The sequence below is a fragment of the Candidatus Laterigemmans baculatus genome (genome assembly GCF_010367455.1).
Lineage (GTDB): Bacteria > Planctomycetota > Planctomycetia > Pirellulales > Pirellulaceae > Laterigemmans > Laterigemmans baculatus.
This window is the reverse complement of the sequence record NZ_WRPR01000020.1, coordinates 32,037-44,460: the sequence shown is the minus strand read 5'-3', so window position 1 is coordinate 44,460 and position 12,424 is coordinate 32,037. Positions and strand designations below refer to the sequence as shown.

At 63.0% G+C, this 12,424-nt stretch carries 10 protein-coding genes; 1 reads left to right on the top strand and 9 read right to left on the bottom strand.

Translation table 11 applies throughout. The features are described 5' to 3' along the window. Nucleotides 1–223: 223 nt before the first annotated feature. Nucleotides 224–1,027, bottom strand: a complete 804-nt coding sequence (locus GNK13_RS04335; RefSeq protein ID WP_164101220.1) for a DUF480 domain-containing protein — start codon at nt 1,025–1,027, stop codon at nt 224–226. Nucleotides 1,028–1,409: 382 nt separating this feature from the next. Here GNK13_RS04335 and speA point away from each other — a divergent pair, with 382 nt between their 5' ends. Further along, entirely contained in the window at nt 1,410–3,338 is a 1,929-nt protein-coding gene (gene speA / locus GNK13_RS04330) for a biosynthetic arginine decarboxylase (RefSeq protein WP_164101219.1), read from the top strand. A gap of 250 nt (nt 3,339–3,588) precedes the next feature. Here speA and GNK13_RS04325 read toward each other — a convergent pair whose 3' ends face one another. The 8 genes from GNK13_RS04325 to GNK13_RS04290 all read right to left on the bottom strand — a co-directional run bounded on the left by GNK13_RS04325 (nt 3,589) and on the right by GNK13_RS04290 (nt 12,362). After that, the gene (locus GNK13_RS04325; RefSeq protein ID WP_164101218.1) at nt 3,589–4,317 is read right to left on the bottom strand and encodes a GDSL-type esterase/lipase family protein; all 729 of its coding nucleotides are present in this window, start codon (nt 4,315–4,317) and stop codon (nt 3,589–3,591) included. Between the two features lie 144 nt (nt 4,318–4,461). Continuing rightward, on the bottom strand, nt 4,462–5,982 hold the full coding sequence (locus tag GNK13_RS04320; protein WP_164101217.1) for a DUF1559 family PulG-like putative transporter: 1,521 nt from the start codon (nt 5,980–5,982) through the stop codon (nt 4,462–4,464). 102 nt (nt 5,983–6,084) lie between these two features. Further along, nucleotides 6,085–7,602 (bottom strand): hypothetical protein, encoded by a 1,518-nt coding sequence (locus GNK13_RS04315; RefSeq protein WP_164101216.1) that lies wholly within the window; start codon nt 7,600–7,602, stop codon nt 6,085–6,087. A 158-nt stretch (nt 7,603–7,760) separates the two neighbouring features. Then, nucleotides 7,761–8,450, bottom strand: a complete 690-nt coding sequence (locus GNK13_RS04310) for a hypothetical protein (RefSeq protein WP_164101215.1) — start codon at nt 8,448–8,450, stop codon at nt 7,761–7,763. Continuing rightward, complete coding sequence (locus tag GNK13_RS04305; protein WP_164101214.1) at nt 8,447–9,052, bottom strand: RNA polymerase sigma factor; 606 nt, start codon at nt 9,050–9,052, stop codon at nt 8,447–8,449. Before GNK13_RS04305 ends, GNK13_RS04310 begins: the two co-directional genes overlap by 4 nt. A 24-nt stretch (nt 9,053–9,076) precedes the next feature. Continuing rightward, nucleotides 9,077–10,267, bottom strand: a complete 1,191-nt coding sequence (gene rimK, locus GNK13_RS04300) for a 30S ribosomal protein S6--L-glutamate ligase (RefSeq protein WP_164101213.1) — start codon at nt 10,265–10,267, stop codon at nt 9,077–9,079. A gap of 27 nt (nt 10,268–10,294) precedes the next feature. Then, nucleotides 10,295–10,771 (bottom strand): ATP-dependent zinc protease family protein, encoded by a 477-nt coding sequence (locus GNK13_RS04295; RefSeq protein WP_164101212.1) that lies wholly within the window; start codon nt 10,769–10,771, stop codon nt 10,295–10,297. A gap of 115 nt (nt 10,772–10,886) precedes the next feature. Beyond that, nucleotides 10,887–12,362, bottom strand: a complete 1,476-nt coding sequence (locus GNK13_RS04290) for a GMC family oxidoreductase (RefSeq protein WP_164101211.1) — start codon at nt 12,360–12,362, stop codon at nt 10,887–10,889. Between the last annotated feature and the right edge of the window lie 62 nt (nt 12,363–12,424).

The following is a 12,424-nucleotide window of genomic DNA, read 5'->3' as shown; positions in this document are numbered from 1 at the left end:
ACTGGAACTTCTTTTTTTGTTCCAACTCTTACGGCCACCACGAGTTGCAGACTGGGCGGTCTGCTTCCGGTAGATTGGCAACTCTTTCAAAAATCTCACGCGAGTTGCAAAATTGGCACTTGACAAACCATCGCGGCGAGGGAGATCACAGCAATGTCCCCCGCGAGTGGCTGTGTCGCTCGCGGCCGCATGAAAATGTCGCGCCCGCAGGGGGCGGACCTTCCTAGCCTTCCTCTTCGAGCCCCACTTCGCGCTCCAGCCGCGCCACCCGATCGCGCAGCTTCTGCAGTTCGGCTTGCAGCTCCGCCAGCCGGGTGTCCTGCTCGCCAGGGCGAAAATTCTCTCCGCCGGCCGCCTCGGCAACCGCTCCTCCGGCTGATCTTGCGGTGAAACCTTCGGCAGGGGCATTGCTCCCCCCGCTTGAGGAGCCCGACTGGCTGTGCCCCGCCGATAGGAGTGGCTCGATATCCTCGCCCCCTGCCTCGCTTCGCAGCCGCCGCAGTTCTTCGGACTGGTACAAGGCGTGGCTGAAGAGTTGGCCTCGGCCGGCGGGTGTCAGCGGGACGACCAACCCTTTCTGCTGCAGCTCGTCGAGCGTCGTGCCGAGCGCTTCGAGGCTGCTGAACGGTTCCATCCGCGAGGCCCTACTGCGCAGTTCTCCGGCGGTCTGCGGGCCGCGGAGCAGCAGTTCGGTCATCACGGCCGCTTGCGGGCTGTTGACCCCCAACCACTCGTAAGCCAGGTGACGGTATTTGTTGACGCGCCCGCTCCCCTGGATTTCGCGGGCGGCACCACAGCCGCGGAGCTTTTCTAGGGCGTCGACCACGTCGTCCTCGTCGAGCTGCATCTGCGGCGAGCGGTTCGACTTTTGATTGCTGCCGGCGACGATCGCCGCGACCGTCATCGGGTAATTGTCGGGGGTCGTCTTGGCTTTCTCGACCAGCACGCCGAGCACCCGCCGGGCATGGCGATCGAGCGGCTTCCAGGCTGCCGCTTCGGCCGACGCGTCTCGCTCGCTCTCACTCATCGGGTCACTGTCTCCTCGCGTTGTGAAGGGGGGGCTGTAGCGCTTCTTTCATATTCACCATCACCCTCCCCTCGGGAGGGTCGGGCTCTTAGGCCCGGGGAGGGGCCGCTCGAAGCGTTCTCCGTTCCAAACTCGACGCCGCAGCGCCCTCCCCGCTCGTTCCTCGCGACCCTCCCGGGGGGAGGGTGTCTTGAGCCTTGCGGCTCATTCGTAATACCCCACTCGGACCGGCAGCCCGATATGGCTATTCGCCCCGACAAACGTAGCCTCTCGGCCCGCCCTCTCCAATCTGCCGAGAGGTATCGAGTTTGGGGGGCAATCCGTTATCTTTGCCGGTGCTTGTTTGGGCCGCCCGTTTACCGACCTCCGATTTCTCTCCGCCATGTCGATTCCGCTGAACCAACCGACGCGATCCTGGAGCGCCAACGATGCGTCCGAGTTGTACGACGTGCCGCGCTGGGGCGGGGGCTACTTTTCCGTCGGCGAGAACGGCAATCTCCGCGTCCATCCGGATCGCACCCCGCAGCATTCGTTGGATCTGAAGGAGCTGATCGACCGACTGCGGACCCGGGGGCTCGATCTGCCGGTCCTGCTGCGGTTCAACGGGATCCTCCGCGACCGCCTGCAGTCGCTCCACGATTGTTTCGCCACGGCAATCGCCGATCACCAGTATCAAGGCCGCTACCACTGCGTTTACCCGATCAAAGTCAACCAACAGCGGCATGTGGTTGAGAAGATCATCGAGTTCAGCCGCCCGCTGGGGTTTGGACTCGAGGCGGGGAGCAAGCCGGAATTGCTGGCGGTGATCGCGATGGGCGATCCGGCGATGCCAGTGATCTGCAACGGTTTCAAGGACGACGAGTACGCCGAGATGGCGATGCTGGCTCAGAAGATGGGCCGCACCGTGATTCCCGTGATCGAAAAATACTCGGAGCTCGAGACGATGCTCCGCCACGCCGAGGCGGTGGGCGTGCGGCCGGCTCTGGGGGCTCGCGTCAAACTCGCTTCCCGCGGTTCGGGACGCTGGCAATCGTCCGGCGGCTATCGCTCGAAATTTGGGCTGACCGTCAGCGAGATTTTGGCGATGACCGAGTTGCTCGAAAAACGGGGCATGCGCGACTGCTTCAAACTCCTGCACTTCCACCTCGGCAGCCAGATCACGAACATTCGCCAAGTCAAAGGGGCGATTAACGAGGCGGTGCGGGTATACGTCGAACTCCGTCGCCGCGGTGCGGGGCTGGAGTACCTGGATGTCGGAGGCGGTCTGGGAGTCGACTATGACGGCTCGCAGACGAACTTCGAATCGAGCATGAATTACACGATCCAGGAATACGCCAACGACGTGATCTATCAGGTCCAGACCGTCTGCGACGAAGCCGACGTGCCGCACCCGCATATCATCAGCGAGAGCGGACGAGCGATCGCTGCTTACCACAGCGTGCTGGTTTTTGGGACCCTCGGCGTCTCCTCGCAGGGCAACGAGCGAGAGTTACCCAAAGAGATCCCCGAAGAGTTTGAACAGCCGGTCCATGACCTGTTTCAGGCTTATCGCGATCTAACGGTTCGCAACGCGATCGAGACGTTCCACGATAGCCAGGCGTCGCTCGACATGGCGATGAACCTGTTCAGCACTGGATATTTGCCGCTCGAACAACGCGTGCTCGCCGAGAACCTGTTCTTTGCGGTTTGCCATCGCGTCCGTCGGCTGACCGAGCAGATGGACTACATCCCCGAAGAGCTCGATGGGCTCGACCGGATGTTGGCCGAGAGCTACTTCTGCAATTTCTCACTGTTCCAGTCGATCCCCGATAGCTGGGCGATCAAACAACTGTTTCCGGTGATGCCGATCCATCGGCTGAACGAACGCCCGACGCAGCATGGGGTGCTGTGCGATATTACCTGCGACAGCGATGGAAAAGTCGACACGTTTATCGATCGCCGCGACGTTCGCCGGACACTCAAGTTGCATGACTTCGACGGCTCGCCCTACCACATGGGAGTGTTTCTCGTCGGCGCCTATCAGGAGATCCTCGGCGATCTCCACAACCTGTTTGGCGACACCCACGCGGTCCACGTCGATCTCGAGGGAGACAACGTGATCCTCGGGGCGATCGTCAAAGGGGACACCGTCTCGGAAGTCTTGAGCTACGTGCAATTCAAAGACACCGAGCTGATGGACCGACTGCAAGCGGCTGTCGAAGAAGCGGTCCGCAGCGGCCACATCAACAATCAAGAAGCAGGCCAGTTTGTCAAAAGCTACGAAGAAGGCCTGGCCGGATACACGTATCTGGAAGGCCCCACGGCCGGGTGAGGTGAGATGGCAAGGATTTCAGCCGCGTAGCGGCGGCATAAAATAGCCTGGGGCGCGAGCCCCAGGTATGTGGTTCTTGCCGCGTTCAGCCCCAGCGGGGCGACATGGCAATCGGCTCCGGGGTGATGTCGCCCCGCTGGGGCTGAGAAATCTTCCCAATTTCGCTCTCCAGGGGCTCACGCCCCTGGCTATTTGATGTCGTCCCTACGGGACTGCGGCCTACGCCGCTTTAGATGCGATCAAGCCGAACTTACTCGCCTCCCAACACCTGATCCAATTTCTGCTTGATCACTTGCGCCCAAATCTCATAACCGGCTTCGTTCTGGTGCAGCTGGTCGGCGCGGAATAGATCGGGACGGGCTTTGCCTTCGGCGTCGAGGTAGTGGTCGGCGGTGGCGATGAAATAGGTGTGCGGCTGGGTCAGCGCCATTTCTCGCAGCAGCGCGTTCAGCTTCCGCGTTTCATCCCACACGTCGGCGCGGCTTGGCGTGGGCGTGATCTCGACGATGAAGATCGGCGCGTCGGGTTTTTGCTCGCGGGCGACGTCGATCACGTGCTGCGCAAGTCGAGCCGCTTCCTCGGGCGTTTTGTCGGCAGCTGAACCGGAGATGTCGTTGGCCACGAACATCACGATCGCGCGGAAGTCGTGGGGATGGATCACCCGCTCGGCGAACACTGCCAAGTCGCTGTAGCGGGCGCCGCCATAACCCCGCTGCAGCGTGTTGAACGGCGCCATGTCCTCGGCCAGCTTCTCGGGTTCCCACAGCCGGATGCTGCTGCTGCCGATGAACAGGATCGGATCCTCGACTTTGGGCTCCGACTCGTTGCGGCGCTCCATCTCCTGGATCGTCTTCTCCCACCGCTTGGTCGCCGCTTCGCGGTACGGGGCAGTCGGATCGGCAGAGGTTTCAGCCGGCGGTGCTGCCGCGGCAGCTTGGGCGACGATTAACAGCGAGACGAGCGAGAGAAAGAGACGCATCAATACAAACCAATATCGAGGGGGAAAGCGGGAAAGCGAACGATCGACGAACCGTCACATCAGCCGCCACACGCTAGCGTCCGGTTTCCTCAAGGCTCGCAGGAAACGGACGCGGGCATAGGACGCTGGGCAGTCAGTCTACTTTCATTCCACCGGAAATTCGACGATTTGACCATCCTGGTGCGTCAGCAGCCTGCTGAGCGTTTCACTAGGAATCGAACGGGGCAGCATGTGCGCTGAACCATCGATGAGTGCAGCCGCCGCCAATTCCCGCTCACCGAAGAAGGACTCAATCAGATTCGCGGCATCCAGTTCCCACGACTCGGGCTTGGTCCAAGGCACGGAAGCCGACGGAGGAGCGATCGCGATGCCGATCGTGTTGCTCGTCCCGTCGGTGATGTCTTTGATTCCGAGCGGCGGCCCGTTGCCGGCCCATAAAGAGCCTTCGATCTGCGGCAGGCGAACGCGCGTGTGGCCCGGCGGAAGCGAGGGGCCGCTGACGAGGTAAGGCGCGGGAATCGTCTCGGCCAGCCGCAGGTTGTGGGGACTGTCCCACGGTTCGTCGAGATGGAACTGCTCGTACAACGCTTGTTGCTCGAGGAACGGCAGGATCATCACCCGCCAACTGAGCAGCAATTTTCCATCTTTCGTCGCCGTCGCTCGCGGCGGCAGATGGCCATGTGCGTCGTGATAATAATGCATCGCAAGCATGATCTGCTTGAGTTGGTCCATGTCCTGCATCTCGCCTCGGGCCAGTTGCATCGGATTCGCCGCCCGCTCCAGGGCCCACAGCAAATCCGGCTCGCTGAACTCGATCACCACTTGCTCGGCTTGGACCGTAACCTTGGCCGTGGGGAGCGGTTCGCCGGTGAGCGCCAGCAGTTGTCTTGAGACGTCAGCGATTCGTTCGGCCGCTTCGGGGCCAGCGGTGGCGACGCGGACCGTCAGCTGCGGCTCGGGAGGAAGCTTGAGGCCCACGGCTTTGGCCCGGAAGTCTTCCATCAACTGCTTAGGCGAGAGCTCGAGCGGAAACTGCTTGGGGACCTGGTTCGGCCAGATCGCGGCGACTTCGGTTCGCAGCCGCTCCGGAATTGCCACGGCCACACGGTGCGGCAGATCCTCGACCGACGTGAGTGCCGCTATTAGATCAGGCCGCTCGGCCGCTGGTTTCGCTTGCAGCCTCTCCCACATCGCCGCCGAGGCCAGGACCACCAGTCCCTCTTCGCGGTGGAGCTTGTAAGCGAGCTGTTCTGGGATTTGAGCAGCGGCGACCGAGAGCAGGCCGGCGACCGTATCGGGATTGCTGCAGGGAACCAGCAGCGCCCCGCCGCCTGTGGGAAGTTCTCGCGTCGTCAGCAGGCCGTAGACGCGGGCGACGCCGGCGCTGCAGATCGTTGCCAGAGTGCCGCTAACCATTTGCACTGCCGGGGCCGTTTGAGATTCCTCGATCTCGGTGTGCTCGTGAACCCACGAAGCGATGGCAGTGGGATCGATTGTTGTGAGATCGATCTCGACGACCGCGAGCGTATCCTCGGTGAGGTAGGGGGCGATGAAGTCGGCGGTAGTGGGCTGGGAGGGTTGAGCGAGAGCGGGAGCGGTGGTGAGAAAAGAGAGTAGGAGAAGTAGAGAGACCCGGAGAAGTCGAGGGGGTGGGTTGATCTTCATAAGTTCGCCTCGCTATGTCGCCCCGCTGGGGCTGGTGTTCAATGGATGAGATTCGAATCCAGGGGCTCACGCCCCTGGCTATTCTATGACGTCCCTCCGGGACTACTGACGCAGTTCTAACCGCAACGTCGGATCGGGTTGTCCGCCCACGGGGACTCGCTCGAGTTTGGCCTCGGTATCAGATATTTTCTCATACCCGAAATGCTCGCCGGTGGCCGGGTCGGGAATGGCGGGAACGGGCTTGAGGTTTTCGAGCGACTCGGGGAACTGGCCGTGCTCCGCGGCGTGCATCCGGAGTGCTTCGATGGTGGCTGAGAATGCAGCGGTTTGTTCGGTTTGCACACTGGCTGCATGAGCGGCCTCCACGGCCGGCGCGAGCAGAGAGACCATCACGCTGGCGGGATCGGTCGCGCCGTCTCGTGACCGTACGGCATCTGCCGTTTGGGCTTCGTAGTCCTTCGCAATCCGATACGGCAGCAACGCCCACTTTGCTTGTTCATCCTGGAGTCGCTGCAGTCGTTCACGGATGCCGCGAAGCACCGCCTCACTTGGTGACATCGCTTGAACTGCTTCAGGCGAATATCCAATCTGTTCCAGGTAGTCCCGGCTTCTGCCATCAAAAGCAAGGACTAAGGAACCAGCCACCAGCCTTGACTGAACGGTCAACTGCTGGGGTTGTGCCGGAGGACCGGCAATCTCCATGTACTCTGTCGTCGCTTCGACGATTCGACTCTGCCAGCCCGCATCGCTGAGGCTCGTATCTCGCGTCACGTTGGCGAGCTGCGGGAGGAAACGCCCGGTGAGATTCAGTTCGAACTCGAGAGCTTGGCGGATTTCCCAAAGCGAATCGGGGAGCGAGGCAAACGCCCAGTACATGTTAGGAGAATCGGGCTGCGTCGCCATCTCCTGAACTTCTTGCAGCATATGGTTCGCGATCGCAAGGCCGATTAGACGACCGACCAACAAATCCGTTGCCTGCCCCACGGTCTCCGCTAGTCGAAAACTGGCTTTGAACGTCTGGACTGCATCCTCGTACCGCTTTTCCGATCGAGCAAGTCGTGCCTCAAGCACTAAGAGGCGGGCGAGGTCGCGGGCTTGTTGGAGTTCGGTAAGCAAAACTTGGAGGGCGTCGGAACCAGGCATGGTTTCTAAACCGATGGCATGTTCCGAATCTTTCATCGACGCCGCACGGTGCAGTTCCGCGAGCACAGCTTGGTTCTTTTCAAGGTAGTCTCGCACGGCCTCTTTGGGTAATTCGTCGAGCGGCCCATTCATCCACTGGTCGTAGTTCTCAAAGAATGGATCGGTTTGCCGTTCGGCACGCTGTTCCAACCGCATCGCGATCGCGCGCTGGTACAAGGTCATTGCATTGCCCGGCGTCTCCTCGCCGGGAATTGGCCAGAAGCGATAGCGGAGGGCCGGTTCGGGTTCGGGGGCCGGAGTAATTTGAAGAGTCTTGACTTCGTCTTCGGATTTCGGTTCGGCCTTGGGAGCCGGTGCGTCTTCGGGAGGCCAGATGAGAATCTGAGCGTCGGAGGAATTCGCGAAGGTGGCGATCCAGAGGCCGGCGATCGCGATGATGACGAGCCGGTGATGAGATGGGAAGATGAGACGAGGCATGGGGTCAGGCCTTTTTATGAGGATCCACGGTGGCCCTGCGGGCCGACGAGATGTCGCCCCGCTGGGGCTGGATAATCTTGTATGGCTCGCTTTCCAGGGGCTCACGCCCCTGGCTATTATCTGTCGTCCCTCCGGGACTGCGGCTGGCGCCGTCGGGTCTAATTTCCGCTCAAACCCCAGGGGCCGGTGATGGCCTTTAACCAGTTGGTGGTTTGGGGGACTTGTCGTGGCGGTTCGATGAGGTCGGGTAGATCGGGATAGGAGATTTCAACGGCATCTCTGCTCGGTGCTCGTTCACGTGGGGGACGGAAGTCACTGAGATCTTCCCATTGCTTGGCAGAGGTACGAATGGCCAAGGGAGAATGGGTGGAGAAGGCGCCGTCGATCGTTCGAGTCGCTCGTGGCGCGAAAGGCTCAAGGATCCGCTGCCAAAGCAAAGGTTCAGCGGCGGCGAGGCGGGAGTCGCTGGCGGGAGCTGGCGGCTGGGGGACCGCGGCCTTTTCGTGCGAACTCGTCTCGGGCTGTTCCACCGCAACAGGCGTTTGCGAAGGGGGCGCGATCTCCAGCGGCTTACTCTCGACTGGCTCAAGTCCCCGTGGCTCCACCGCGGCCAAATAGCCGGCACGCTCCCCTTGGCGATGGCCTGCATAGAACCCGCCACCGGCGGCGAGTCCGACGGCGACGAGCGCGAGGGCAGCGATCCGCAGGAACAGTCGCTCGCGGTCTTTCGCTTCGGCTCGGCCGGCGGCGAGGCCGGCTTGGTAGAGCAGGACGTCGGGCTCGAGCGTTGCTGGGGCGGGTCGCAGGCGGGCGAGCGACCGCGCGAAGGCTTGGTCGTCAACGTTCATGGAAGATTCCCTGGCGAGTCGGGCTCGACGAACGATTCAAAGCGGCAGCGAAGGCGAGTGAGCCCTTGCTGGTAGAGTCGATGGATGGAGGAGCGTGAGCCGCCGGTGATGTCGGCGATCTGCTGAAACGTCAGCTCACCCCAGAGATGCATCACGATCACTTCGCGGACCTGCTCCGGGAGCTGCTGGAGCTCGGCGGTCACGAGCGCCGCGTCGAGCGAATCGTCCAGACCGGGCGTGCCCGATTCGAGCCACGCCGCGGCTTGCGGATCGCGGGCAATGCTCCGTTCGCGGGCCGTGCGACGCGAGCCGCTGCGATGCCACTGGAGCAACTGATTGCGGGTCACGCGCACCAGCCACGCCAGCGGATCGTCCGGCGTTTGGGGCTGGCGAGCCAACTGCAGGAAGGCTTCCTGGACCGCATCCTCGGCCGATGCACCGACGCCTTCGCCGACCGCTCGGGCGACGATCAGCAGGCGATCGACGTGTTGCCGCCATAGTCGGCTGAGGGTTTGGGGATCGAGCACGCGGAGAAGTCCGTGGAGCAATCCTGGTTGATTAACCGCCGCCGCTAATCGGTCGGCCGTTATCAAGGATGCCACGGGACGCCCTCGATCCCAAGCGTTTTAAGAGATTTCCGAAATTTTCAGCTTCTTGATCTTGGGCCGCCGAGCCTTTCTGGCTTTGGCGGGGATCATCTCCCGCATCTGTTCGAGTTTGCCGAAGCAGAGCAGCCGATCGCCCGCTTCGAGGACGCGGCTCCCTTTGGGGTTGGGGATCACCGAAGTTCCCCGTTGCAGCGTGAGCACGTTGATGTCGCGTTCGTGCAGCCCCGACTGAGCGATCGTCCGGCCGATCAGCTCTGAACCGTCCGGGATGTGCAGCTCGGTGACGCCGTAACCGCGGCTGACCGTCAACCGCTGTCGCACGTCCAGATCGGGGAAGTCGACATGGGCGGCGATGTAGTCGACGATCGCTCCGGCGACGTCCAGTTTCGTTGCCCCTTCGATCCCTTCGATCCCGGGAGAGGAGTTGACCTCCATCACCTGCGGACCTTCGGCCCCTTCGAGCATGTCGACACCGGCCACGCGCAGCCCCAAGATCTGGGCCGCTCGCACCGCCGTCTCGGCGTACTCGTCGTCGAGCTGGATCGCTTCAGTCTTGCCGCCGCGGTGCACGTTGCTGCGGAACTCGTGGTCCTGAGCGACGCGGCGCATGGCGGCCACGACGCGGTCGCCGACGACGAGCGCGCGGATGTCGCGGCCTTTGCTTTCGGCCACGAATTTTTGCAGCAGCACGTTCTGCTTGGTGCTCTGCAGCGTCTCGATAATCGCCTCGGCGATGCGGACCGAGTCGGCCAGGATGACGCCGATGCCTTGAGTCCCTTCGAGCAGCTTGATGACCACTGGCGAGCCGCCGACGCGGTCGATCGCCGGGAGCACGTCGGCGCGGTCTTTGACGAACGTCGTCGCGGGAATCCCGATCTTGTGGCGGCTGAGGACCTGCAAGCTGCGGAGTTTGTCGCGGGAGTTGGCGATCCCGATCGACGAGTTCGCGCTGAACACGTCCATCTGTTCGAACTGGCGAACGACGGCGGTCCCAAAGTAGGTGATCGAAGCCCCGACCCGCGGGAGCACGGCGTCGTAGTGGCTGAGCCGCTTGCCGCGGTAGTACAAATCGGGCTGCCCCGGCTGGAGATCGATCGCGAACTTCAGCGTGTTGAGGACCTTGACCTTATGACCCCGCTGGAGAGCGGCCTCGCGAAGCCGACGGGTGCTGTAGCAGCGGGGAGCGCGAGAAAGAATCGCCAGTTTCACAGTAGCTTCCGTGGGGGTGGGTTGGTTCTAGGTCGAGGAGCGTTTGGGGAGCCGGTCACCGGAGCGACGCTGCTTGCGAAGGAACGAACGGCCGGGATCGACCAAGAAGTGATCGCGAATCGACTGACGCCCGAGCAACATCCGAAAACCCATCGCATCGCGTGCCGCCAAAGTGATTTCCGTCGTCCAGGCGTAGCGGCCGAGGTTGATCTGCGTGACGATCACCGGTCGCAGCATTTCGATTCCATTGCTGCTCCGCACATGCCGAAACTCGTACACCGGATGTTCGACCAGGATCTCCAGCGTATCGACTCGCTGCCGCGGGTGAATCGCAAACCGGACCCAGGGACGCCCCTCCCGCTCGAATTCCTCGAGCCCAAACGCGTGCAGGGCCGCGGTCCGGGCTCCCGTATCGATCTTCGCTTTGATCCGGCGCACTCCCAGCTCGGGCAATGCCAGCCACTCACGCCAGCCGACGTGGGGCAGGTCACGACGTTTGGACATCGGCACTCGCGAAAGCTGCTCTAGAGGAGAAAGGACAGTCCACGCCCGGAAGTGTACGGCAGTCCCCAGGGCGGAGGAAACGGGGAAGCCGCACCGCAAATCCGACGCCGAGGAGCTAGATCAATTCCGCCCCCCGCCAAGCCATCGCCATCACCAGCGGATTGGGATTCGCCACCGGCACTTGGGCCAGGATCGATGCGTCGAGCACTCGCAGCCCCGCAACTCCCCGCACTCGCAGCTCCGGATCGACCACGGCGTCCGCGTCGCTTCCCATCCGGCAGGTCCCGGTCAGGTGATACAGGGTTTGCGAAAAACGGGCGATCGAGCGACCAAGCGCTTCCCGCGTCGCTTTGCCCGCTCCCGGCAGCCGCTCTGGCTCGACCCAGCCCCGCAGCGGCTCGGTGGCGGCGATCTGCCGGGCGACGGCAATTCCTACTTCGACGAGCTCCAAATCGCGAGCCTCGCTCAGATAGGCCGGGTCGGTGCGTGGCGGTTGCAGCGGATCGGGCGAGTCGATCCAGATCCGTCCGCGGCTCCGCGGCTGCGAAACCGTGACGCCGATCGTCATCGCTGGCGGAGCATTCGCCGCGGGGTGTCGGAGGTAATCGGTCGGCGTGACGTGCAACTGGAGCCGGTCCGCCCCCTCACCGACGATCAGTCCGCATTCGGCCAGATTCGAAGCGACCGGCCCGCGGCCAACGGCCTGCCAGCGAGCCAGATCGCGAGGCGACCAAGCCGTGGGAAAACGAGTATCCGCCGGGACGTCGAAAATGACCGGCATGATCAAGTGATCCTGCAGTCCTTCACCGACTCCCGGCAAAGCGACGCGGCACTCCACTCCCGCGGCTCGCAGAACCTCTGCCGGCCCGATCCCCGATTGCATCAACAGGTGGGCCGTCTGAGCAGTACCGCTGCACAGGATCACTTCGCGGTCCGCCCGAAGCGTTTGCTCCCCCGCGGGCGAATCGACGACGATCCCGCGCACGCCATTCTCTTCCAGAACCAGCGAGCGGACGCGCGTGTTCGTAATTCGGAGGAGCGTTTCGGGAGCGTCGGCGAGGAACGCATCGGCGGCGGTGACGCGGCGGCCGCACGCGTTCATGCGGGGGTGGACCAGCGGAGCGAAACCGGCTTCGTGAGCGGCTTCGAGAAAGCGTTCAGCGGCTGGAGAAAGCCACCGAGGCAGCTCGGGGGCAACGCGCTCGCCGACCGCCGCCAAAGCTCGCTGCAGCGAGTCGACTGACCACGACGGGCCTCCCTGAGCTTCGAGAGCGGCGAGGCATTCGGCGGTTGGCTCGAGCCAGATCGAGGCGTTGATCCGCGTCGAACCTCCCAGTCCGCGGCCGCGGGGAGCGCGGAGCACGCGGCCGGCCAGCTGGGGCTGTCGCTCGGTGGCAAAGTTCCAATCGTCGCTGGTCGCAAAACGCTTGAGGTAGTCGGCCGGACGAACCAGCTGCGGGTGGCGGCTGTCGCTACCGGCTTCGAGGAGCGCCACCGTTCCGCGGTGGGCGAGACGGCTGGCGAGCACGCAGCCCGCCGAGCCGCCGCCGACGACGAGAAAATCGTAGCGGTTGCGGGATTTAGGCGACAAATCGAGCCTCCCGCTTGCGACCAAAGCGCACTACGATTTGCATTCCGCACCCGATGCAAGAT